We start from the raw sequence: 23,552 nt of genomic DNA on the forward strand, positions 1-23,552 counted from the left end.
AATCTCCAGGCTTTCTGTTGTGATATGACCCGGATGATTAATGGCTAAAACCGCACTGAAATTTCGCTTACATCGTACCGTGATTGTTCTTATCTCGATGGCGCTGCTGGTCGTGCTGATGCAGGGCGCCTCCTGGTTTAGTCTCGGCCATCAGACGGCGCGTTCTGAGCAGGTCGAGGAGTTGGCGCATACGCTGACCAGCCAGGTGGCGTTCAGCCTTAAGCCGTTGATGGACAACAGTGAAAATAACCGGAATCAGATCGAAGCCATCCTTAATCAGATGACGGCGAACAGCCGTATTCTGGATGCATCCGTATATGACGGAGACGGCAGTCTGGTGGCGCACAGCGGTGAAAACATCAATGTCCGCGACCGGCTGGCGCTCGACGGCAAGCGCGCGGGCAGCTATTTCAACCACCAGATTGTGCAGCCGCTGGCCGGAAACGATGGCCCGCTGGGCTTTTTGCGCGTAACGCTGGATACCCACGTGCTGGTCACCGACTCACATCAGGTCGATAACACCACCAATATTCTGCGTCTGATGATGCTGCTGGCGCTGGCGATCGGCATTATTCTCTCCCGTACCCTGCTGCGCCATCGCCGCACCCGCTGGCAGCAGTCGCCGTTTCTGCTTACCGCCAGCACTCCGGTGAAAGAGGATCGGGATGAGGACGACGAGAAGAAAGAGTAACGCGCCTGCGCTGCGGTAAAGATAAAACGAGAAAGGCCCGCTGTGCGGGCCTTTTTTACAGGAAAGTTGCGGATTTGCGAGGCAGCTTCCATCAGCCGATCAGCAGCGCTTCCAGCTCACCCAGCGATTTGACCTGCCAGGTTGGTTTGATATGTTCTGGCAGCGGCCGGGTGCCATGATTGAGCCAGCATGTTTTCACGCCAGCATTCATGCCGCCCAGAATATCTGATTCTGGTGTATCACCCACTATCAGCACCCGCTGCCGATCCGGATTGCCCATACGTTCCAGCGCATAATCAAAGATCTCTGCCGCCGGTTTAGGCACGCCGACCTGCTCAGAGATCACCAGCACCGGGAAGTAATCGCGGAAACCGGTGCGCTCAAGGCGCGTCTGCTGCAGCGCGGTAAAGCCGTTGGTAATGATCCCCATCTTTACCTTGCCATGCAGTTGATTCATCAGGCTGACTGCACCCGGCAGCGGCGTGCAGATCTCGCCCATCGCGCTGAGGAAGCCGCTGTTGAGGATCTCTGGCGCCACGCTGAGCTTTTCGCTCCAGTGGTTAAAACGCTGAGTCTGCAGCTGTAACGCTGAGATGGTGCCGTTCTGATAATCGACCCACAGCGGTTTGTTGACAGCCTGATAATCGCTGTAATCCTGGTCGGTGAACTGCACGTCATAACCCGCAAACAGGCGCTGTAAACCAGCATAGGCGTCGAAATGAAAAAGGGTATCGTCCGCATCAAACAGGATGCAGTCCCAGTTATCGATCATTAAAGCTCCTTAACACCACTACGGCGTCAGGGCCATGAGAATGGCATCTTCACGGCCGCTGGCGGTGGGATAATAGTTGGGGCGACGACTGACCTGATTGAATCCAAGCTGCTCATAGAGCGCAATGGCGGGCTGGTTCGAGGCCCGCACTTCCAGCCACAGCGTCAGCACGTCGCGTTTAATCAGTTCATCGATCAGATGCTGCAGCAACTGGCGGCCCAATCCCCGGCGCTGAAAAGCGGGATCGACCGCGATGTTAAACAGCGAGGCTTCGTCCAGTACCACCTGCGTAATCGCAAAGGCGGCCATTTTGCCGTCAACATCGAGACGTAAATTGATAAAGCGCTCGCCCTGATTGCTGGCAAACGTCTTTTCACTCCAGGGAAACGCGTGACTACGACACTCAATGGCGTAGGCCTGCGCCAGATCGTCAGGGGTGAGTAAAGAGATGGCTGTCATGGTTACACATCTGTTGCCAGAGCGCGCGTTTGGCGACGCCGCTGCTGATTAGTTCATTGAAAGAGGCGCTGGTTAATGCTACGCCATTGAAAGTCTGTTCGCTCTCTACGCCGAGCAGCCAGCCCGCGCAGTTCAGCGTCTCCGGCAGCATTTGCAACTGATCCGGCGTCACGGTCATGACCTGTTCGGGTTGCAGATTGAGAGCATGCAGCACGTCGCGCATCAGCGGTTCATGCAGACCGGGCGGTGCGTCAGCGACAATAATTAACTGCGTGTCCGGTGCCAGCGTGACGGCAATTTCGCCCTGAAGCACGCGCGGGCGGCGCAGCTGGTACTGTGTAATTCCCATTTGCTGTAAAAGCCAGTCGCGCCTGGACGTCATGGTGTTACCTGTTCTGCTGCCTGAATGCGTCGCTATGCTAGCAAACCCATCGAACATGCGCCAACAAACCACTATAATCCCCGCTCAGATCTTACAGGAGCCCTACATGTCTGCTTTAACCCCGGCCAGCGAAGTCATTCTGCGCCACAGTGATGAATTTACCGCCCGCCATGTTTTATTTGCTGGCGATCTGCAGGATGACCTGCCCGCTCAGCTGGAAACCGCCTCGTCGCGCGTTCACACCCAGCAATATCATCACTGGCAAAACCTCAGCCGTCGTATGGGCGAGCAGGCGCGTTACGGCATGGTTGCGCAGGCAGAAGATGTGCAGGGCTGCGATACGCTGGTCTACTTCTGGACCAAGAATAAGCCGGAAGTGCAGTTCCAGCTGCAGAACCTGCTCTCTCTGCTGCCGGTCGGCTGTGACGTGTTCGTGGTCGGTGAAAACCGCAGCGGCGTGCGCAGTGCTGAAGGTATGGTGGAGTCGTGGGTGAAACTGGAGAAAATCGACAGCGCGCGTCGCTGTGGTCTCTACCATGCTCGTCTGGACAAACAGCCTGAGTTTGATGCCAGCAGCTTTGGTCATCAGTATCAGCTGGATGGTCTGACGATTCATACCCTGCCTGGCGTCTTCAGCCGTGACGGCCTGGACAGCGGCAGTGCCCTGCTGCTCTCGACCTTTACTCCACATACCAAAGGTAAAGTGCTGGATATGGGCTGTGGCGCAGGCGTGATTGCCGCCTCTCTGCCGGCCCGTTCGCCTAAAGTACGTTTGTGGCTGTGCGACGTGCACGCGGCTGCCATTGAAGCGAGTAAATTGACGCTGGCCGCCAATGGCATTGAGGGCGAAGTCTTCGCCAGCAACGTCTTCTCTGACGTCACGGGGCGTTTCGACATGATTATCTCGAACCCGCCGTTCCATGAAGGTACCCAGACCAGCCTCGACGCCGCCCAGGCGCTGATCCGTGGCGCAGTGAAACACCTGAACACCGGCGGTGAACTGCGTATCGTCGCAAACACCTTCCTGCCCTACCCGCAGGCGCTGGATGAAGCCTTCGGCAGTCACGAAGTTATCGCGCAGACCGGTCGTTTTAAAGTTTATCGTGCTGTTTACGGTCGCGGAGCCAAAACGCGCTAAGCGCTTTTCCCGGCGTTAACTGCGTTGCCGGGCTGAAAACGTTGCTTTTTACAGCGATCGTTTCAGCCCGACGAAATAGTTGTTGACGCAAAGAGTAAAATCTCTAGAATGCGCCTCCGTGGTTGTAACATTCTCAGGATGTTACGGGTATGCGAAGGTGGCGGAATTGGTAGACGCGCTAGCTTCAGGTGTTAGTGTCCTAACGGACGTGAGGGTTCAAGTCCCTCTCTTCGCACCAAAATCACATGTTTCATATCGCGAGCACTGCGCGAAGGTGGCGGAATTGGTAGACGCGCTAGCTTCAGGTGTTAGTGTCTTAACGGACGTGAGGGTTCAAGTCCCTCTCTTCGCACCATTGCGGTGATATGAACAGACAACTCGATGCGAAGGTGGCGGAATTGGTAGACGCGCTAGCTTCAGGTGTTAGTGTCTTAACGGACGTGAGGGTTCAAGTCCCTCTCTTCGCACCAACGTTGTCCTCCTCAGTTTTTCCCGCAATGCCCTTCAGTTTTCCTTGCAGTATCGTTTTATCCCCTGCTCACCTCATTTTTTCAGCCTGGTTTCGCTCATCCGGTCGCTTCACGCTGTACGACAATTTTCAGCCGCTCCGCCCCGATTAAATCAGATGAAAATTCACAGAGATAGCCGCCAGTCCGCCTGCTAACGCCAGACAGGAGGGCAGCAGCAGATAGTGACGCAGACGCGGGCTAAACAGCATTACGACCGTCAGTAGCAGTGCAACCGTCATCACCATCCGCCACTGACTGAAGCTCGGTTCCCACAAGGCGAACAGCGGCAGTGCGATGCAGGGCAGCAATACGCCCCACGCGCTATCCAGCTTTTTACCCAATGCCCAGCTGACTCCCCACAGGCCGCAGGCCGCAATAATCGCTATCCCCATGACGCAAACCTCAAATGATAAGCATTCCCATTATCATATGACAGTTTTAACGGCCTTGCAGCCTGTTTTTGTCACGTCCGGCAACGAAGATGACAGACCAGTTGGAAAATGCTAGATTGCGGCCGATAACACTTTTAATAACAGCAACAGCAATAATTTGCTCACTCTCTGGCAGAATCTTTTTTTTGCCGGCTTGCGCTTTGGTATTTCAGGGCCGTCACGAGTATTTATAATGAAATTACAATCATATGAAGAACTGAAACAGAGTAAATACCGGCTTTCAGTGATGCTTTTTCTCTTTTTAAATATCGCCGTTTCGCTATTTTATCTGCTGCCCGTAATGAGCAATGAGACAAATGACGCGACCCTGCCGGTAATTTGTGTCGCTGCGTTTAGCGGGATCATGTTAATTACCTATTTAATATGGCCCAGACTAAAACTTCCCCTGTTAAATCCTGTAGCACTCCTGCTCGGCATGCTCTGGGCTTTGCACATTAATTATCGCTTTCATCAGGTGTTCTATTTTGATGGTGGCTTTCTTATTATCAGTTTGATCAGTGTGTTATTTATCAGTGCCATCGCCCTGAGCGATTATCTGGGTGCTTTTTGTCTGCACGTCGCGCCGCCGGTATTCACCGTACTATTGCTCGACAATGGACAGCATCTGCCGCTGATCCTGCTGACCATCATCCTGCCCCTGATCGGTTTCTCCCTGCAGCATCTGATGCGCCGCCGTGCCGACAGCTTTACCCTGCGCCTCATGCATCAGCTCTACGAAGAGAAAGAGACATTCAGCGATCTCAGCATGCTTGATCCGCTGACCGGACTCTATAACCGCCGGGGCCTGAAGAACCGGCTCGATAATATTCTGGAAAACCACGCCGGCAGCCACTACGTGCTGCTGCTGGATATCGATCACTTCAAGGCCTACAACGATAACTATGGACATGCGATGGGCGACCAGGCGCTGGCGCGGGTCTCTGTCGCGATTCGTGATGCAGTGCGTTCGCGTGATGTCGTCACCCGCTACGGCGGCGAAGAGTTTCTGGTGCTGATGACCAATGTGAACAGTTCCATCGCCATGAAGCTGGCAGAGCGAATCCGCCAGTATGTGCTGGATTTAGAAATCCCTCACCTTTTCAATGAGACCGTTTCAACCCACGTTACTATCAGTGCGGGTATCGCGCCCATTTATGATAATGAGTTCGATCTGGCGGTCGCCAATGCGGACAGCGCGTTATATGTGGCTAAAAATCAGGGTCGCAATACCATCCTGGCCTGGGAAGATTTGCCCCGACAGCAGCCTCAGACGTCCAGCGAACATGCCTGAGTAAGCATAATGCGGTCGTTACTGAACGGAACGGTGGCGAGCGAAGTGCTGCCCTGTCCGGCCTGATGACCGCTCTCAATCCCCGCCTTTTTCCCGCCAGCAGCGACGTTTTTTTACGCGACTTGTAGAGTTAATCAATAACGATTATCATTTGCTTTCTTATCTACACTTTCTGCGAGTCGTCATGGCAACTGCTTCAGCTCAGGAACAGCGTTTTAGCGCTCAGTCGATGATCTTCCGGCAGAATGACCGCCCGCTGGCGGAAAGTCTGCATGAGCGGCTGCAGCAACAGCGCAGCTATCTGCTTGAATCGACGAAGTTCAACCAGTCTGCTCCGCGCGATACGCTGACACTTGCCGCCTGGTCGGCATCAGAGGCCTTTGGTCCGCTCATCCAGCGCTATAGTGATTATCTCTATCGCGATCATCCTGATGCCGTTCGTGAAGCGAAACCGGTGCTGTCACTCTGGGCACAGTGGTATTTTGGCCTGCTGCTGCCACCGCTCATTATGGCGTTGTTGCAGGAGTCACGTGCGCTGGACTGCTCGCCTGAGCATATTCGCGTCGGATTTCATGAGAATGGCCATCCGGCCACGTTCTGGATCGATGTGCAGGAAGATGAAGAAGCGCGCTATCTTAATTCCCTGCAGCGCATTAATCGGCTGATTCAGCAGCATCTGATCCCGGTGGTCGATAGCATTACGCAGCATGGTGATATTAACGCCCGACTCATCTGGAACAACATGGGCTACTCATTCCAGTGGTTCCTGGGTGAGCTGAAAAGCCAGATCGATGAGGCGCTGATCCTGCAACTGGAGCAGGCGCTGTTCTTCAACCAGCGGCTGCTGGATGGCAGCGCAAACCCCCTTTACCGCACCATGATCCCGCGTAACGGCGAACTGGTCCGTCGCAGCTGTTGCCAGCGTTATCGCATCCCTGATGTCCAACAATGCGGCAACTGCACACTGAGCGGCAGCTAAACAGACTTAATTACAGCGAATTCTCCGTTTATCTCGTTTACAGGCACTGAGGCTTGTGGCAATTTTTACGCCTTCGATAAGCCTGGAGAGAAAGATGAGTCTGGAGTCCGTGCGCCAGTTCTTTGCCGAACACGCCCCTGAAATTGAAATTATTGAACTGGCAGAAAGCACTGCAACGGTCGGGATGGCTGCACGCGCCCATGGCGTGACACCAGGAGAGATTGCCAAAACCCTGTCACTGAAAGTCAAAAACGACGTGGTGCTGATTGTGACACGCGGTGATGCCCGGCTGGATAATCGCAAGCTGAAAGCAGCGCTGGGCGCGAAAGCGCGGATGCTGAGCGTCGACGAGGTGATTAACTGGACCGGCCACCCAGTGGGCGGCGTTTGTCCGTTCGGTCTGGAGAATCCGCTGACCGTCTACTGTGATGTTTCACTGCGCAGCTTTGATGAAGTCCTGCCCGCCGCTGGCGCTATCCACAGCGCCGTCCGTATCTCGCCACAGCAGATGGCTGAACTGACTAACGCCCGCTGGATCGACGTGTGTGAAGCGATCTAACGCTTTGTATTGGTTGATAAACCCTGCATCTTCTGCCTGCGCCCGAATGCTACTGACAACCTGACAAATTTTGTCAGCCGCTGATAATCACTGCCTTATCATGGCAGCCGATCACGCGCAGTAAGCGGGCGCAGTTAATCGCCCATGACTTCAGGATGTCAGGCGCATAAATGCCTGTTCAATGATCGACAACAGCAGCGTGTTATCGACGCTATGCAGCACATGCACCGATGCGCCGCAGTGATCAGGCACACCGACAGTGAGCCGAAGCGGCTGACGATAACGCCAGCTTTTGCCACGCGTCGCACCGGGACGCAGTTCGATATCAACCCGGTAATCGATGCCTGAGGCGACTCGCTGATTCAGCAACCAGGCGACCACCAGCGCATCGTGGATCCAGCATCCCGCCAGCTGACGGGTTTCCATTGAATAGTCGATCCACGGTCGCAGCGTGTCGCGCACAAATTCGGTCAGCGGATGATCGACGGCGGTGAGGCGGGTCAGATCCTGCTGGGTCAGCAGCGTCTGCGTGGTGACATCCATCGGCACCAGTGTCACTGTAGCACCGCTGTGCAACACCTGATGCGCCGCCTCGGGATCCAGACCAAAATTGGTGTCTTTGATGTAGTCATCCAGCGAGAAGACGCCGCCCATGATCACAATTTCCGCCACCGATTCTGCCATGGCGGGATAACGCTGCATCGCCAGCGCCACATTCGTCAGCGGGCCAATTGCCACCAGCGTAATCTCGCCCGGATTGTCGCAAATCAGTTTGCCGATAGCGTCAGCCGCATCAAGCGCATCCGCCGCAACATCGGCTGGCTGACGCACATCCTGCCAGAGTTTTCCCTGCGCAAGCTGATTGACCCGATGATCCAGCATCTCGCGCCATGGCGCAGGATCTTCCTGTAACGCCTGCGTCGCGCCCTGTACGACCGGAATAGATAATCCCAGCCGGACGATCAGATCTTTGGCAACGCGAGCGCCCACGTCAGATGGCGTGTTACCCGCTACGGTGGTGATCAATTCCAGCGACAGGGCTGGTGAAGCTAAGGCCAGCGCAATTGCCAGCCCATCATCGGTGTTGGCACCCGCGATACCATTGCCGGGATCGCAATCAATAATGATTCTTTTCATATTTTTATAAATTAACTCTGACTTTGCGGCTGACAGCCGCAGGATTCACCGATTTCAAGATAGTGTGGAAACTCCTTTAATTGCGCTTCGCTCTGACCCTCTTTCAGCATCTGAATCGCAGAGCGTGCCATCTCACGCAGTGGCTGACGCACGGTGGTTAATGTCGGGACATGAAACGACGAGTGATTGGTCCCGTTAAAGCAGACCAGTGCCACATCCTGCGGCACGCGAATGTGATGTTCGGAAAAGGCGCGAAGCGCACCAATCGCCTGACCTTCATTACTGGTAAACAACGCACGAGGCACACAGCCGCGGGCGATCATGGTTTGTGCCGCCTCGTAACCGCCCTGTGGGGTGTAGCTGGCAGGAAACATCAGCGACTCATCAACCGGCAGGCCACGATCGTGCATGGCATCGCGCCAGCCCTGAATACGATCCTGCGCGTTGAGCATATCGACCGGGCCGCTGATGATCCCCACCTGCTGATAACCGTGACTCAACAGATGTGCCGTCACCTGCCACGCGGCCTGACGTTCATTGACCCGCAGCATGTTCACACCCGGCTGAGGCTCAACCCGCTCCAGCATCACCAGTGGCGTTCCGCTTGCTTTAATCAGGTCGATGTAAGGATGGCGATCGACGCTATTGTAAAACAGTCCATCGACCTGCCGGTTGAGCAGCCCCTGAATCAACTCCAGTTCGCGTTTGCGATCGTCACCTGCATCACCCAGCAGCATGACGTGACCGTGGTTCATCGACTCCTGCAACAACACGTGCGCCATTGACGCCACGAAGGGATTGCCGATGTTGGGCACCACCAGTCCAAACGTTTTGGTATTACCGGATGCCAGGGCGCGTGCTGCCGCATTTGGCCGGTAACCGGTCGCTTTAATCGCCTCCAGTACCCGCTGGCGGGTCGCCTCAGCGACCGGACGAGGCCCGTTGTTAATGACATAACTGACGACTGCCACTGAGGTGCCTGCCGCTTTCGCAACTTCACTGCGGGTCACTTTTCCCGTTAACGACTTAGGCACATCACGTTCCTCCATAAAAAAAACAGGCCGCTTTACACGGCCTGCTGTTTATCGCTCTCCCATGGCAGATGGCACCCTCAGGCAAATCTAGATGGCATCTTCAGGCAGATTGAGATTCCGCCCTCGCGTCTCAGGAGCGACAAAGGTGGTAAAGAATCCAATGGCGGCCATTGCAGAGAAGTAGACCGCAATCGGCCACCAGTGACCGGTATAAGAGAGCATAGCAGCGGCAATAAGCGGTGCCGTGCCGCCGGATAAAATCGAGCCAAGCTCTTTGGCCACCGCCATTTTAGTGTAGCGATGATGAACACCGAACATTTCCACGCCCCATGCAGCCTGCACACCAAAGATACCCAGTGACGCCAGTGCCATACCGACCACGATAACCGGGATAACCAGCATCGGTTCACGCGTGTCCAGCAGCGTAAAGGCAGGCCAGGCGTAGATCATCAGTAACAGACAGAAGACGCGATACACCACCCGGCGACCAAAACGGTCGGAGAGCCAGCCTGCAAAAGGAATAATCAGGAAGCCCAGCAGTGAGGCAAGGAACACGGCCGTTGTCGGCACGGACTTATCCACCATCAGTACCTTCGCGACGTAACCGACGATAAAGCCCTGCGCCAGATAGGACGGGCCATTTTCCCCGATACGCAGGCCAACCATGGTCCAGAAGGCACGTGTACGCTGGAAGAACGGTCGCTGATCCACTACCGGCGCCGCCAGTACGCCTGCACGTTCCGCTTCGATCTCCGCTTTTCTGCGCTCAAACACCGGCGTTTCACGCAGATGACGTCGAATCCACAGCGCAACCAGGGCAATCAAGGCACTGCTGAGAAAGGGAATACGCCAGCCCCACTCCAGCAGGCTCTGCTGATCCATCTGCACCACCAGCAGCCAGACCAGTGAGGCCAGTAGCGTGCCGCTGTTGGATCCCAGTGCGATCACGGAAGAAACCAGTCCGCGACGCTCTGTCGGCGCATACTCACCCAACATCACCGTGCCGCCCGATAACTCTGCGCCCGCGCCGAAACCCTGGGTAAAGCGAAGCAGCACCAGACAGGCCGGAGCCCAGACGCCAATCGCGGCATAGCTCGGTATTAAGCCGATAAAGGTGGTGGAAGCGCCCATCAGAATGATGGTGGAGATCATCACCACCTTACGGCCTTTGCGGTCGCCGAGCCAGCCGAAAAAAAGCGCGCCGATAGGCCGGGCAATAAACCCGACGGACCAGGTCGCAAAGCTGGAGAGCAGTGCCATCGCGGGAGTCGATTCCGGAAAGAAGACGTCGCCAAAGATGATACCGGCAGCCAGGCCGTAGAGTGCGAAATCCGCGTACTCCATTGCCGTTCCGAGCCAGCATGAGAAAGTGGCGCGCCAGAAATCTTTTCGGCCTGAAGAAGTGTTAAACCGCTCGTCGGCGGCTGAGGTGGAAGACAGTGATGCCTGCTGCTTAACGGAATTGTGTGCCGTCATAACCCTATCCCTGAATGAGTATGCAGATTGATAAACGCCCGTCCATGGGTCGATTCCCTGATGAAAGCGGAATTCCCCCGGTGGCGACGTTCAGTTGACTAACCATGATGAAAGGTTAAAGGATTCCCTGGTGTTGGAATCTTGTTCTTCGCCCCGTTTCGCCGATGTATTTTTCACCGGTCGCTTAAACTGAGCGAATGTAACTTAACAATCAATGGAGCCTACTATGCATCGCACCGTGAGCAATCACTGGGGACCTAGTGTATCTACGCGCGTAGATAAATCAAGGCATCCCGACGAAATTTGTTAGTAAAACTTCACTATCACATTGCGTCATCGCACATTTTCAGCGCAAATTCAGCCAGTTAACTCCACCATATCGCACAATAAAAAATCACTCTGCACGGTAAGTTAGCATTTTCTCTAATCATTGAGCGTTATAAGCGAGGCTAAAATCCTTTCATCGGGTTCTGTTGTCGCACACCCTGATTACCTGCAGATGACACTTCGTGTTTATTCTGAAAAATCTCTGCAAGCGCAGACAATGCGTTACCCTGAAAAAAAGCCTGACAGAGGTGTTATGACCATTATTCTGATGCGACACGGTAAACCTGACCACCAGGCCGCGGGTCGTCAGAGCGTGCAGACACTTGCAGACTGGTGCGAAGCTTACGATCAGTCCGGAGTCAGTGACGGGCCGCCACCGCGCAGTATTGAGATCGCCCGTCAGGCCGCGATTATTGTCTGCAGTCCTCTGCCCCGCGCACAATCCTCTCTGAGCCAGCTTGGCCTGCAGCCTCATGAGATTGATGCGCTCTACAGCGAAGTCGCCGTACCGCTGCTGCGGACGGGGGCCTTTCAGCTGCCAACGATCTGCTGGCTGGCCTTACTGCGGCTGTTGTGGTTCTGCGGTTATGCGGGTGAAGCGGAGTCGCTGCAACATGCGCGCAGCCGCGCCTCGGCGGCGGCAGAGAAGCTGATAGGACACTCACAGCGTGGCACAGTGTTGCTGCTGGGCCACGGCATCATGAACAAGATGATTGCGCGCGAATTACGTAAACGCGGCTGGCAGGCAGAAAAACATGCCAGCAGCCGCCACTGGAGTTCCGCGATCTATCACCGTCCGTTTATCTGACCAATCGGAAAATAGCCCAGCACCTCACAGCCTGTTCCGACACGCGGCGTGGCAATCACTTTACCCTGCGCCAGATCGATCACGCTCAGCGTGCCATCATCCTGATTAGCAATCAGCAGCTGTTGCCTGTCTGGCGTGAAGCAGCCATCCATCGGCATGTTGCCCACGCTGATATCGCCCAGCGGATTCAGCAGGTCGTCAAACAGCGTTACCAGTGGTTCCTGATCGCCAATCGCCACCAGCTGTTCGCCATCGGCGCTGAAGCGAACCACCTGGCAGGGCTGCTGATGACCTGGCAGCGTAATGCGCTGGCGAATACGGTGGCTCTGTCGGTCGATCACATAAAGTAACGGCGCATCCGCGGCGCTGGCGACCAGATAAGGGTGTTTTGGTGAGGCGGCGATGCCCGCAATCGGACCCGGCAGCAGAATCGTATCGATGACCCGTCCCTCTGCTTCACAGAGATCCACGACGGTGATGGTCGCATCCTCTTCGTTATCGGTGAACAGTTTGCGGCCGCTGGGTGACAGCGTCAGGCGATGCGCGTTGTGAGAAGGAATCGGGATGACCTTTTCCACTTTGTCGGTCTGCGGATCGATCACGGCTACAGCGGCGCTCTGCTCACAGCAGAGATAGACTTTGCCATCACGGCCCAGTTGCCCACTGTGTGGGGCACGCAACGGCGACAGATCGATAAAGCCGCTGATCTCGCGACGCTGCAAATCAATGATCGCCACTTTGTGACCCGGATGCGGGTTATTGCCATGAACGCCGTCACCATAGATGGGCACATACGCTTTGCCCCAGGGGGCCAGCATCAGGAGTTCATGCGGCCGCGGTGGAAAAGCGTTCAGCTCGCGCTCGACCGCGAAGGTTTCCGGATTAAGAAACAGGACGCGATTACCCTGCTTATCAACCGCCAGTAAACCATAGGATTCACTCTGCATGCGCGCTCCTTTCTCAGTAAGTTCTTCTTAAGCGTAGACAATCCTCTTCAGGCTGTACGATTCCGGGAATTGTTGAGCCGGGCTTACGCTACACGTTAAGCGCAATATTCACTGATCCTGATGTCCGGGCCCTGAGAAAACCCAAAGGCTCAGCATAATATTCAGATATTCTTTAGTTATGTGTTCAGACACATTTAAATAACTGATTAACCATGCCGATATTATTATTCCAATAGGGTGACCGGATGATTTCCGTATTATCCTAAAGTCAAAAAAAGACATAGCTAATGTGTAAATAATGTTTTATTAAAAAGGTGCAGTGCAATTAAAAAGCCGTGAGGAAACTATCGCGCGCTCCCGCACTGCGTCGCCACCAGGGAAAACTATTCATTAATTCCCGCATTCATCGGGATGAGCCATTATTCAATGCCGTCCGTTCACGCCTCAGGCGTAACGGCCAGAGCCTGAACTATCGCGGGAAAATAAAAATAACAGGTGTACCATGACTTCACATCGCCAACGTTCAGCGCATAAAATCTGGCGTAACTGGAAAAGAATATCGTTCAGTAGCCAGATGTTATGGAATAAGAAACAACAGAGCCTCTGTCAGGCACCGGAATATGATCCAGGACAGGAAGATAATGTCGTATTGATCGCTCAGCAGAAAGATCTGCCTGAGATTCCAAAGATTGTCTGGATGGTCTGGCATAACGATCAGCTGCCGACGTCAATGGCGCTGAATATCAGTAAAATCCGGCGGGACAATCCTGATCACCAGGTTTATCTGGTTACGCAGCGCACCCTGTCGCAGTGGCTGCCCGAACTCAGCTTTATCTCTTCCGATCTGACGCTGGCACATAAAAGTGAAATCATCCGGCTTGAGCTGATTCACCGCTATGGCGGTATCGGTATCGACTGCAGCACCCTGCTGTTTGAGAATCTCGCCTGGGTACACCGCGTTCACAAGACGCGGCCAATGGATCTCATCGGCTACTATCGCGAGCAATCAACGCTGAACCTGCTTGCGCCGGTCACCGAGAGCTGGTTCATTGCCGCGCCGCCGCAAAATGCCTTCATTCGCGAATGGCTGAAACAGCTGGCACCGGTTAAAAACGTCGGTATCCGCAACTATTTCCATGAGCTTAAAAAGCGGGATGATTTTCCGCTGATTGTGCAAAATGTAGATAATCCGTCACGTCAGCTCCTGTCACTGGCGCAGCAGATCGCGATGCGCGAATACCGGCGAGCCAATCTTTATCTGCGTAAAGGGGAAGCCAGCGCCTGGTACTATCAGCGCCTGCATGCCGACAGCAGCACCGCCTTTGCGCAGTCGGTGATGTTTCAGCAGCGGCCAGAGACGCCACCACCGATTATCAAATTAACCGGCAACGAGCGACTGCATCTCGACTTCAATCTGCGGCTGGGTTTGTATAACCGCAGCAGCCTGATTGGCGAGATGATGGACACCCCATCACCTGCGCTGGCATTGCCATCAACGGTCAAAACGCGCGCGTAGCCAGTGCGTAAAGGTGGTGACTGCGCGGGGCACCTGCGCCGCCCAGGGTCGGACGATCCACAGGCGGGCGGCAAAGGCTTCAACCGGCTGCCACTCAGATAACACCTGCTGCAATGAGCCCGCGGCCAGCGCTTCACGGGCGCTGAAGTCGGGCAGCATCGCGATTCCCAGTCCCTGTAGAGCGGCATCGCGTATCGACTCACTGTTGTTGGTGGCAAAACTGCCCTGAATCCGGACCTGCACCTCTTCGCCATCCGCTGCGGTAGCAAACCGCCAGCGCGGTGATTCAACACCACGCGGATAGTAAAGACAGTTATGCTGCACCAGATCCTGCGGCGTGTTCGGTATACCCTGTTCGTTAAGATAGGCGGGTGAGGCCACCAGTACTGTCTGCGTATCACACAGCGGCAGCGCCACATGGGTTTCCGGCAGCGTGTCACTGTGCCGGATTGCCAGATCAAATCCCTCACTGCTCAGCGACACAATGCGATCCGTCACATCCAGCTGCAGACGCACCTGCGGATAGTCACGCAGAAACTCACCAATAATCGGCACCAGTTGCTGTCGGGCAAACGCCACCGGCGCGGTAATACGCACCAGACCACGCACTGGCCCGGCGGTATCGCGCACGCTGAAAAAACTCTGTTCGATGCGGGCAAAAGGCTCGCGCAACTCCTCCACCAGCTTCTCACCCGCCGATGTCAGCCGCACGCTGCGTGTGGTGCGCTGTACCAGCAGTACACCGGCTATCTGCTCCAGCTCTTTGATTTTCTGACTCATCGCCGCTTTGCTGACGTCCAGCCGCTCTGCCGCGCGGGTAAAGCTGCCCTGCTCAGCCAGTACGGTCAGCCAGTGAAGATGATCCCATAGCGTATCCGTTTTCATCTCTTTCATTGCGATTGTTCATTATATTGAATAATCATTTCAGGCTACGCGCTTTTTCCCGCCGGATAAAGAAGTCACCATAGGCGCATTAATCACGATGAGGAGTTCACTATGCCACTACTGCAATTCGATGTTATTCAGGGTCGTTCAGAATCAGAGCTGCGTACACTGCTGGATGCAGCGCACCGTGCCGTGCTGACAGCTTTTAACGTGCCTGAACGCGATCGTTATCAGATTGTTCAGGAAAACAAGCGCTATCAGATGGTGTTTCAGGATACCGGCCTGGGATTCAGCCGCAGCGATAATCTGGTGATGGTGCGGGTTTATACCAGCCCACGCAGCCGTGAACAGAAGCAGCATTTTATGGCGGAGCTGGCGCGTGAGCTGCGTGAGCACTGTGGCGTGCAGGGCAACGATTTAATGATCAGCTTTATCACCAACGACAAAGGTGACTGGAGTTTTGCCGACGGCGAAGCTCAATACCTCACCGGCAAACTCTGAAAAACGTCCTGACTTCTGCTCTGCTGACGGTGCGCCAGCCACCGTCACGCCTGAAAACCTCTCTTCTTAACCAATCTGCTCTACACCGCACAAATCGGGCCGGATATGTTGCAGCCGGATGACAGCCAATATAGATTGTCGAAAAACCATCCCCCGAAGGTGGCCGGTTGCGTGAAGCCTCGTGCAACCCTGTAGAGAGAGGATTTACCGTTGTCCGAATTGGTCTCCGTCGTGCTGTTTCTGGCCGCTATTGCAATCTATTCCTGTAAAGCCGGGCGTAACAAATTCTGGTTTATTCTTGTTCTTATCCTGCTGGTGCTTTTCGTTGTGCTGAACGCCACCCTGTATGCCAGCAACTATTTTACCGGAGACGGCATCAACGATGCGGTGCTCTATACCCTGACCAATAGCCTGACCGGCGCGGGTGTCAGTAAGTATGTGGTGCCCGCGATTGGGCTGATTATTGTGCTGTTCCTGCTGTTCTGCCTGCTGTCGTGGATTCTGCGTCGGCGTAAGCGTCCGCATCACATGGGCTGGTCGCTGCTGGCGGCCGCCTGCGCACTCGGCTCAGTGCAGACTACCCCGGCCTTTCGTCAGGTTGCGACGCTCATCGTGTCGCATACCCAGATGGCCGATTCTGACTTCGACAACTTTTATAAAGTGCCGCGTAATCGCATTGAACAGCCGCGCCTCAACGTGGTTTACATCTATGGTGAAAGCTTAGAGCGCACCTATTTCGACCCCATCGCCTTTCCCGGCCTGGCGCCTGAGCTGAGCCGGCAGAAAGAGCAGAGTATCGACTTCAGCGAAACCGAACAGTTACCCGGCACCGACTACACCATTGCAGGTATGGTCGCCTCACAGTGCGGCATTCCGCTGTTTGCGCCGTTTGACGGTAATGCGTCGGCGTCGCTCTCCAGCTTCTATCCGCAAAACGTCTGTCTGGGCGACATCCTGAAAAACTCCGGCTACCAGAACTGGTTTATTCAGGGTGCCGATCTCCGTTTTGCCGGTAAAGATGTCTTCCTGAAATCGCACGGTTTCGACCCTGAAAATCTTTATGGTTCGCAGGAGCTGAAAAGCCGCGTTGCCGATCCTGCTTACCGCAATAACTGGGGTTATTACGACGATACGGTGCTGGACGAAGTCTTTGAAAAATATCAGGAACTCTCCCAGGCCGGTAAACCTTTTGCGCTGTTTACGCTGACCGTCGATACGCATCACCCGGACGGGTTTATCTCACGCAGTTGCGATCGCAGAAGCTACAGCATTGCAGGCAAACCGAATCAGTCCTTCAGTGCGGTCGCCTGCTCGCAGGAACATGTGGCGCGACTGATTGCGCGCATCAAAGCGTCGCCGTGGTTTAAAAATACCGTGATTGTGGTGAGCTCCGATCATCTGGCCATGAATAATACGGCGCATCCGTGGCTGGTCAAACAACCTCGTCGTAATCTATTCATGGTGATCCGGGGTGATAAACCGCAGGCGGAACTGATGGAAGCGAAGCGCAGCACACTGGATAATGGCGCAACGCTGCTGGATATTCTCGGCGGCGATAACGCGATTGGCCTGGGCCGCAGCAGCCTTTCTTCTCTTTCACTTTCCACCCAGTTCGACGATATGAAGAGTAAGGTGGCGAGCTGGAAACCTGACATTATTCAGCTCTGGAATTTCCCGAAGAAGATAGACAACTTCACGGTGGATCAGGCGAAGAATACGTTCAGCTTCTCAGGCACCACCTTTAAACTGCCGATTCTGTTCCGCATCAGCGATAAGCATGTGGAGCCGATGCCGGAAGGGGAATATTCGGCCCCGCTGCGCTATCAGCTGGCCGATTTCGCCTCAGCCGATAAATTTCTCTGGGTGGATCACTGTTTTAAAATGGCACGACTCTGGCAGCCTTCGCTGGCCCTCTCCGGCGATCTCTGTGTGGCGATGGGGCAGCTTGGCGGCACGCCAACCGTGACGCATGTCGACAAACCGCAATGGAAAGGCAAAGTGCAGTTTCCGGACGGCGTTGTCAGCGAGGCACGTTACCAGCAGAACCTGGCGCAGATCCGGATTGAAGATAACAACATTCGCTATAGCGCTGACAGCTTCCGGCTCGACGTGCCTGGCGCGCCAGAAACGGTTAAAAGCTTCAGCGGCATCTCACGGCCAGAGAGCTGGGGGCGCTGGTCAAACGCCAATCTCGCGCCAGAAGTGCATATCGATTATGTCGATGCGCTCCCGGCTAAGTTTGATCTGGTCATTACCGCACGCGCATATGGCCCCAACGCACACCGCGCGATCCCGGTTCGGGTTGGCGATCAGCAGCAACTGCTGTCGCTGGGCGAAGAGGTATCGACGCATACTCTGCATTTCGATAACCCAAACGCCAGCCATCAGCTGGTGATTGCGCCACCGGAACCGCAGCTGAGTAACATCGGCAATATCACCGGCCAGGATCCGCGCAAACTGGGCATCGGTATGGTTGAAATTAAAATCGTACCACAGCCATAACGCCGTTTTTTCCCCTTCCGCCTCTGCGGTAATCCGCAGAGGCACCTCATACTGTCATCGGCTCTCTGTTGCGAACCAGCCCGTACTTCGCTGCACGTTACCTGTTGAACTAATTGATATTTTTCGGCATGTCGCGCAAAATATAACCGGTTGAGTGGGGATACGCTTTGTGCCTGTCATGATGCGGTTATCGCTGGAGTACACAGGGAGGTGTCGTGATGACAAGCACAATGATGAGTACCCATAAAGCCTTTAAAGCGCTGCAACAGGCAGGGATCGACGATCAGCAAGCGGAGGCGATGGTGGAGGTGTTTAACGATATGCAGCAGAGGCCGCCAGGCGCACAGGTCGGGAAGCAACTCGGTCAGATTCAGACCAAAACCAATCATATTGACGTCCGGATCGGCCAGCTTCAGACAAAAGCCGACCAGACAGACGATCGGATCGGTAACCTCACGACCAAAATCGACCAGATGGACGATCGACTCGGCAAACTTACGGCCAAAGTCGATCAGATAGATGAGTGGCTTGGTCAGCTCACAACAAAAGTACATCAGATAGATGAGCGGCTTGGCCATGTTGAAAGAAAAACAGACAAACTGGCCATCCGTTTTAATCAGTCAGAAGGCAAAGTGGATAAGCTGGATGTCGCTCTCAGTGAAATGAATTTCCGATTAACTTCGGCTGTCGACAGCCTGAGAAATGACGTTGTGACCCTGACCACCGATATGCGCTGGATCAAACGGTTGTCTATCCTGATGACCACCACCCTGCTGGCGGCGGTCCTGAAAGATTGTGTAATGTGATCCCGTTATCGCCCGGTCAGGGTCTGTCGCGAAGCGCCTCCAGCTTTTCGCGCTGCTGACCCTCGGCGGTAAAGTTATCCTCCGCCAGCCAGCGCTTCAGGCCCTTTTTCACCTGCGGCCATTCGCTGTCGATAATCGAAAACCAGCTGGTGTCACGCGAACGCCCTTTGTAGACGATTGCCTGACGGAACTCGCCTTCATACCGGAAGCCCAGCCGTGCCGCCGCCTTACGCGACGGGGCATTACAGCTGTCGCATTTCCATTCATAGCGACGATAACCCAGCGTCTCAAATGCGTAACGCATTAGCAGGAAATGCGCCTCCGTTGCCATGCGGGTCTGCTTCAGCCGGGCCGAAAACATGACATGCCCGACTTCCATCACGCCATATTCAGGCTGGATGCGCATTAACGACAGGCTCCCCACCGCCTGGTCGGTGGCGAGATCGATCACAGCAAAATGCAGCGGATCGCGGCTCACTTCAAGCTGTGCGGCATACGCCTGCCATGCCTGGCGTTCGGTAAAGGGACCGGCTGGCAGGTAAGTCCAGTCGCGTCCATCCTCAGCCATCTCCCAGGCCTCAGACAGTGCATCACCATGCCGTGCTGCACTGAACGGCTCCAGCCGACACGACTCGCCGGTGAAAACCTGATGCTGGGGCAAAGGACGGGGTTGCCAGTCTGGTAAAGGCTGACCGACCGGCTGACCGAATTGATTCAGGTGTTGTGACATATCGCCTCCCGGCTACAGATGATATCTGCAGATTGCCACTATCATGGTGGGTTAAAAAGTACCACAATCATGAAAAATGATGGATCCACGGAGCAGGTCATGAAGCCAGAGATCCCAGATTTGCTGCTGGCTCCATTGATACCAGCAGCAGGGACCACACTGCAGCAGCAACTTTATCGGCGGATAAAACAGGGCATTTTGCAGGGTCAGCTTGCTGCCGGAACGATGTTACCGTCCACGCGTCAGCTGGCACCTGAGCTAAAGGTTTCACGGAATACGGTGCTTAACGTCTGGACACAGCTACAGGCAGAGGGCTATCTGATGAGCGATCGGCAAGGCAGCCGCATCAGCCCGCTGGCTTTACCTGCCGTACAGACGGATGACGATACGTTAGCCAGCTGGCCGCTGGCAAAACGAATTGATCTCTTTCACCACAGCAGGGAAATGGACAGCGGCGCATTGCCCCTGCGTCCCGGTATCCCCGCTCTGACCCATTTCCCGCTGGCTGCATGGCGCCGGACGCTGAATCAGATATTGAGTCACACGCCACCGCAGCTACTCGGCTATGGCGATCCGTTTGGCGATCCCGAACTGCGTGATGTACTGGCGCAGCAGTTGCGTCTCACGCGTGGTGTACGTTGTGATGCCGGACAGATTGTGATTACCGAAGGTGTGCAGCAGGCGCTAACGTTGTGCGTCGCCCTGTTAAGCAATCCTGGCGACCATGGCTGGATTGAAGAGCCCGGCTATCGCGGTGCCAAAGCCGCTCTGCAGGCCGGGGAGCTTAACGTTGTCCCGATCCCCATCGATCAGCAGGGTCTTGCCCCCGAGCCGATACACTGGGAACGGACTCCGCCCCGTCTGATTTATACAACGCCTATCCATCAGTATCCCACCGGCGCGGTAATGAGCGCGGCCCGGCGTCTGGCGCTGATTGCTGCTGCGCAGCAGCACCAGGCCTGGATTATTGAAGATGATTATGATGGCGACTTCCATTACCACGGCGAGCCTGTCATGGCGATGCAGGGCATGACCGATCATGCCCCGGTTATCTATCTTGGTTCTTTCAGCAAGACGTTGTTCCCTGCGCTGCGCATCGGTTTTATGGTACTGCCCGCCCCGCTGGTCAGTCGACTGCGACCAGCGCTTCATCAGCTACTGCGCGGCGGAAACCGTCTGGAGCAGCAGGCACTGACGCATTTTATTCTCAGTGGTGATTATCGCCGCCATCTCGGTAAAATGCGTCGTCTCTATCGTCAGCGACAGGCATGGCTGCGAACCGAACTGCAGCGCGCTGCGGGTCAGTCGATTCCGCTGCTGGGCGGTAACAGCGGTATGCATCTGGTGCTGCCACTCGATCCTCATCGGGATGACGTCGCTATCACCCGCAAACTGCTCCAGGCGGGATACGCACCCACGGCTCTCTCGACCTTCTATCTGCAGGAACGGGTGCAGCAGGGGCTGGTTATTGGCTATGGCAACTGCAGCGACACGCAAATTACCGCAGCTACGCGCCAGCTAAGTCGCCTGCTCAGCTGGCCCGGATAACCTGATCATTCCGCGCTGATCAGGCTGGCCGGCGCAGCAATCGACTGGCGAATCATCAGGCGGGCGTCAAAGCGCGGCATTGGCCCGGCTGCCTCGCCGCGTATCTCCGCAATCAGGCGTCGTGCCGCCTCACGGCCCATCTCATAGACCGGTTGCGCCACCACCGTCAGCGGCGGCGTGACAATCTCACTCCACGGAAAATTGTCATACATCACAAATGAGAGATCGGCAGGGATGCGCAGTCCGCGCTGCGTGACTTCCCGCAGCAGCCACATCGCGACCACGCTGTCAGAGGCCACCAGCGCCGTGGGCGGCTGCGGACGCTGCCACAGCTCAGCCACAATACGGGCAATCTCCGTTTCATCCAGCGCGTTCACTTTCACCAGCGTTGGATCAAACTCCACGCCCGCGGCAGCAAAGGCCTGCATCATGCCGCTAACGCGCTGAGCAACCGGCGTCAGGCCAAAATCCTCTGGTGCTCTGTAATCGGTTGCCAGCGCCATGCTGGTAACATAGGCGATATGACGATGACCTGCCTCCAGCAATCGGGCGGTCGCTTCTGCGGCGACATCCGTAAATTCGCAGCAGATCGCTTCCACATTAAGGTCAGTCACTGCGCGATCAAATAATTTCAGCGCTCTGCCCTCTTCCAGTACCTGCGTCAGATGGCTGTTGTGCTGGTGCTCCGAACAGCATGGCGCAACGATAATGCCGTCGACCCGTTTTTCCAGCATCACCCGCACTGCATCCTGCTCAGCCTGCAGTTTCTCATCGCTGTTGCTAAGCAGCAGATGGTAACCGGCCGTGCGCGCTACATCGGCCATGCCGCGCAGCGCAAGGCCAAAGTGAGGGTTTTCGATATCACCGACAATCACACCGATGGTATGAGAACGCCCGGTATTCATGCTGCGGGCCAAAGCATTCGGACGGTAGCCCAGCGCTGAGGCCGCGCTGCTGACCCGCTCCTGCACCTCATCACTGACGGCCCCATAACCGCCCAGCGCACGGGCCGCCTGAGCTTTAGAGACGTTTGCTGCACGTGCCACATCCGCCACGGTAGGCGCTTTCGATTGTCGTTTCTGACTCGTCATAATTATTTTGAATCACAGGTTGATGACAGGAATATTGACGCCGAAAAAAGGCTGTGCTTAAACTCATTATAACCCCTTGAGACCGGTCTCACAATGCCCACGTCTTGAGGTGCCACCTGCGTTGAGACCGGTCTCAATTATAATTGCTGGCTCAACTGTCTCTGATGTTTAAACCTGCAAAAACGGATGAGCTATGAAATCGCAAACCACCCTGGGCAAGCTGCTCGGCACCACGCTCGCACTCTGTTCACTTTCGTTCTGTACGCTGGCTGCCAGCGATAACAATCCTTATGGGCTGATCGAACCGGGTCAGCTACGCATCGCCAGCGTCGGCGACTCAAAACCTTACACCTTCACGGATGCCAGCGGTGAGTTTACCGGCTTTGACGTCGAGTTCTTCCGGAATGTCGCCCACCGAATCGGGATCGATAAGGTCGATTTTATTGGTCAGGACTTCTCGGCGATTATGCCGGCCGTGGCTAACGGTCAGTATGACGCGGCGGTGGCGGCTATCGGTATCACTCCGGCGCGGGAAAAGACGGTCGACTTTTCGACGGGTTATCTGGCGGGATTTCTCACCGTGCTGACCCGCTCTGACAGCGGCGTCAAGAATGTCGCCACCCTGGCAAAACGCCGGCTCGGGGTGGTCCAGGGTACGCTGCAGGAGAGCTATGCCGTCGAACACTTCACCCAGACCGATCTCGTGCGCTTCCCGGATAACAACAGCGCAGTTTCCGCGCTCAACAACGGTACGCTCGACGCGATCTTCCTCGACTACGAGGCAGCAAAAAGCTACGCCGACCGCTTTAAGCTGGTCTCTGCCGCCGACATCCCCTCGTTTGATGCACCGGCCGGCATTGCCATTGCCAAAGGCAAACCCGCCTTCAAGACCGCGCTGGACAGCGCCATTAAAGCAGCCATGCAGGATGGCACCTGGAAACGACTTTACGAGAAGTGGTTCCCCGGATCGCCGATGCCAAAACAGTATCTGCCTGGCGGGCAGTAAAGATGCGGACGTCCGCGTCCTGAGTTA

General features: G+C 55.4%; 23 protein-coding genes and 3 tRNA genes. 15 read left to right on the top strand and 11 right to left on the bottom strand.

Annotation, left to right across the window (positions count from 1 at the left end; translation table 11 throughout):
* The first annotated feature begins 40 nt into the window (after positions 1–40).
* The gene (locus K6R05_RS16000; RefSeq protein WP_095706238.1) at positions 41–691 is read left to right on the top strand and encodes a YtjB family periplasmic protein; all 651 of its coding nucleotides are present in this window, start codon (positions 41–43) and stop codon (positions 689–691) included.
* Between the two features lie 91 nt (positions 692–782).
* On the opposite strand, the gene yjjG is transcribed toward K6R05_RS16000, so the two are convergent.
* The 3 genes from yjjG to K6R05_RS16015 are packed head-to-tail and all read right to left on the bottom strand — an operon-like array spanning position 783 to position 2,304.
* A complete protein-coding gene (gene yjjG, locus K6R05_RS16005) occupies positions 783–1,463 on the bottom strand; it encodes a pyrimidine 5'-nucleotidase (RefSeq protein ID WP_222924598.1) in 681 nt (226 codons plus the stop codon).
* An 18-nt stretch (positions 1,464–1,481) separates the two neighbouring features.
* A complete protein-coding gene (gene rimI, locus K6R05_RS16010) occupies positions 1,482–1,922 on the bottom strand; it encodes a ribosomal protein S18-alanine N-acetyltransferase (RefSeq protein ID WP_161735970.1) in 441 nt (146 codons plus the stop codon).
* A complete protein-coding gene (locus K6R05_RS16015; protein ID WP_161735969.1) occupies positions 1,894–2,304 on the bottom strand; it encodes a DNA polymerase III subunit psi in 411 nt (136 codons plus the stop codon). Before K6R05_RS16015 ends, rimI begins: the two co-directional genes overlap by 29 nt.
* 106 nt (positions 2,305–2,410) lie before the next feature.
* On the opposite strand from K6R05_RS16015, the gene rsmC reads away from it, so the two are divergent.
* From rsmC to K6R05_RS16035, 4 genes are all read left to right on the top strand, one after another.
* Positions 2,411–3,442 carry a 16S rRNA (guanine(1207)-N(2))-methyltransferase RsmC gene (rsmC, locus tag K6R05_RS16020; RefSeq protein WP_222924600.1) on the top strand — a complete coding sequence of 344 codons (1,032 nt, stop codon included), beginning with the start codon at positions 2,411–2,413 and terminating at the stop codon, positions 3,440–3,442.
* Positions 3,443–3,593: 151 nt separating this feature from the next.
* Positions 3,594–3,680 (top strand) — tRNA-Leu (locus K6R05_RS16025).
* A 30-nt stretch (positions 3,681–3,710) separates the two neighbouring features.
* Positions 3,711–3,797: transfer RNA gene (locus K6R05_RS16030), tRNA-Leu, on the top strand.
* A gap of 28 nt (positions 3,798–3,825) precedes the next feature.
* Positions 3,826–3,912, top strand: a tRNA-Leu gene (locus K6R05_RS16035).
* A gap of 146 nt (positions 3,913–4,058) precedes the next feature.
* Here K6R05_RS16035 and K6R05_RS16040 read toward each other — a convergent pair.
* Entirely contained in the window at positions 4,059–4,343 is a 285-nt protein-coding gene (locus K6R05_RS16040; protein WP_161735968.1) for a DUF1435 domain-containing protein, read from the bottom strand.
* 232 nt (positions 4,344–4,575) lie between these two features.
* Between K6R05_RS16040 and K6R05_RS16045 the strand changes: the two genes are divergently transcribed.
* The 3 genes from K6R05_RS16045 (at position 4,576) to K6R05_RS16055 (ending at position 7,211) form a co-directional block, all read left to right on the top strand.
* On the top strand, positions 4,576–5,673 hold the full coding sequence (locus K6R05_RS16045) for a diguanylate cyclase (RefSeq protein ID WP_161735967.1): 1,098 nt from the start codon (positions 4,576–4,578) through the stop codon (positions 5,671–5,673).
* Positions 5,674–5,857: 184 nt separating this feature from the next.
* Positions 5,858–6,652 (top strand): siderophore-iron reductase FhuF, encoded by a 795-nt coding sequence (gene fhuF / locus K6R05_RS16050; RefSeq protein ID WP_222924605.1) that lies wholly within the window; start codon positions 5,858–5,860, stop codon positions 6,650–6,652.
* A gap of 94 nt (positions 6,653–6,746) precedes the next feature.
* A complete protein-coding gene (locus tag K6R05_RS16055) occupies positions 6,747–7,211 on the top strand; it encodes a YbaK/EbsC family protein (RefSeq protein ID WP_098051571.1) in 465 nt (154 codons plus the stop codon).
* A gap of 150 nt (positions 7,212–7,361) precedes the next feature.
* Here K6R05_RS16055 and K6R05_RS16060 read toward each other — a convergent pair whose 3' ends face one another.
* The 3 genes from K6R05_RS16060 to K6R05_RS16070 form a co-directional block, all read right to left on the bottom strand.
* On the bottom strand, positions 7,362–8,348 hold the full coding sequence (locus tag K6R05_RS16060) for a nucleoside hydrolase (RefSeq protein ID WP_161735965.1): 987 nt from the start codon (positions 8,346–8,348) through the stop codon (positions 7,362–7,364).
* 11 nt (positions 8,349–8,359) lie between these two features.
* On the bottom strand, positions 8,360–9,382 hold the full coding sequence (locus K6R05_RS16065) for a LacI family DNA-binding transcriptional regulator (RefSeq protein ID WP_222924606.1): 1,023 nt from the start codon (positions 9,380–9,382) through the stop codon (positions 8,360–8,362).
* Positions 9,383–9,469: 87 nt separating this feature from the next.
* The gene (locus K6R05_RS16070) at positions 9,470–10,858 is read right to left on the bottom strand and encodes an MFS transporter (RefSeq protein ID WP_222924608.1); all 1,389 of its coding nucleotides are present in this window, start codon (positions 10,856–10,858) and stop codon (positions 9,470–9,472) included.
* 580 nt (positions 10,859–11,438) lie between these two features.
* Here K6R05_RS16070 and K6R05_RS16075 point away from each other — a divergent pair.
* Complete coding sequence (locus tag K6R05_RS16075; protein WP_161735962.1) at positions 11,439–11,993, top strand: histidine phosphatase family protein; 555 nt, start codon at positions 11,439–11,441, stop codon at positions 11,991–11,993.
* Here the strand turns inward: K6R05_RS16075 and K6R05_RS16080 are convergent.
* Positions 11,975–12,940, bottom strand: coding sequence for a beta-propeller fold lactonase family protein (locus tag K6R05_RS16080; protein ID WP_161735961.1), 966 nt, complete (start codon positions 12,938–12,940; stop codon positions 11,975–11,977). The genes K6R05_RS16075 and K6R05_RS16080 overlap by 19 nt on opposite strands.
* A 502-nt stretch (positions 12,941–13,442) precedes the next feature.
* On the opposite strand from K6R05_RS16080, the gene K6R05_RS16085 reads away from it, so the two are divergent.
* Entirely contained in the window at positions 13,443–14,456 is a 1,014-nt protein-coding gene (locus K6R05_RS16085) for a glycosyltransferase family 32 protein (RefSeq protein WP_161735960.1), read from the top strand.
* Here K6R05_RS16085 and K6R05_RS16090 read toward each other — a convergent pair.
* On the bottom strand, positions 14,433–15,350 hold the full coding sequence (locus K6R05_RS16090; protein WP_222924610.1) for a LysR substrate-binding domain-containing protein: 918 nt from the start codon (positions 15,348–15,350) through the stop codon (positions 14,433–14,435). The two genes, K6R05_RS16085 and K6R05_RS16090, sit on opposite strands and share 24 nt — an antisense overlap.
* A gap of 102 nt (positions 15,351–15,452) precedes the next feature.
* On the opposite strand from K6R05_RS16090, the gene K6R05_RS16095 reads away from it, so the two are divergent.
* From K6R05_RS16095 to K6R05_RS16105, 3 genes are all read left to right on the top strand, one after another.
* Positions 15,453–15,842 carry a tautomerase family protein gene (locus K6R05_RS16095; RefSeq protein WP_098051578.1) on the top strand — a complete coding sequence of 130 codons (390 nt, stop codon included), beginning with the start codon at positions 15,453–15,455 and terminating at the stop codon, positions 15,840–15,842.
* A 210-nt stretch (positions 15,843–16,052) separates the two neighbouring features.
* Positions 16,053–18,344 carry a phosphatidylglycerol--membrane-oligosaccharide glycerophosphotransferase gene (gene opgB / locus K6R05_RS16100; RefSeq protein ID WP_222924612.1) on the top strand — a complete coding sequence of 764 codons (2,292 nt, stop codon included), beginning with the start codon at positions 16,053–16,055 and terminating at the stop codon, positions 18,342–18,344.
* A 218-nt stretch (positions 18,345–18,562) separates the two neighbouring features.
* Positions 18,563–19,150: a coiled-coil domain-containing protein gene (locus K6R05_RS16105; RefSeq protein WP_161735956.1), complete on the top strand. Its 588-nt coding sequence runs from the start codon at positions 18,563–18,565 to the stop codon at positions 19,148–19,150.
* 16 nt (positions 19,151–19,166) lie between these two features.
* Here the strand turns inward: K6R05_RS16105 and K6R05_RS16110 are convergent, their stop codons facing one another.
* Positions 19,167–19,880 carry a GNAT family N-acetyltransferase gene (locus K6R05_RS16110; RefSeq protein ID WP_161735955.1) on the bottom strand — a complete coding sequence of 238 codons (714 nt, stop codon included), beginning with the start codon at positions 19,878–19,880 and terminating at the stop codon, positions 19,167–19,169.
* 99 nt (positions 19,881–19,979) lie between these two features.
* On the opposite strand from K6R05_RS16110, the gene pdxR reads away from it, so the two are divergent.
* Positions 19,980–21,428 (top strand): MocR-like pyridoxine biosynthesis transcription factor PdxR, encoded by a 1,449-nt coding sequence (pdxR, locus tag K6R05_RS16115; protein WP_222924613.1) that lies wholly within the window; start codon positions 19,980–19,982, stop codon positions 21,426–21,428.
* Between the two features lie 5 nt (positions 21,429–21,433).
* Here pdxR and K6R05_RS16120 read toward each other — a convergent pair whose 3' ends face one another.
* Complete coding sequence (locus K6R05_RS16120; RefSeq protein WP_222924615.1) at positions 21,434–22,519, bottom strand: LacI family DNA-binding transcriptional regulator; 1,086 nt, start codon at positions 22,517–22,519, stop codon at positions 21,434–21,436.
* 193 nt (positions 22,520–22,712) lie between these two features.
* Here K6R05_RS16120 and K6R05_RS16125 point away from each other — a divergent pair, with 193 nt between their 5' ends.
* Positions 22,713–23,525 carry an ABC transporter substrate-binding protein gene (locus K6R05_RS16125; RefSeq protein WP_222924616.1) on the top strand — a complete coding sequence of 271 codons (813 nt, stop codon included), beginning with the start codon at positions 22,713–22,715 and terminating at the stop codon, positions 23,523–23,525.
* Positions 23,526–23,552 lie beyond the last annotated feature (27 nt).

This window comes from Pantoea alfalfae, assembly GCF_019880205.1.
Lineage (GTDB): Bacteria > Pseudomonadota > Gammaproteobacteria > Enterobacterales > Enterobacteriaceae > Pantoea > Pantoea alfalfae.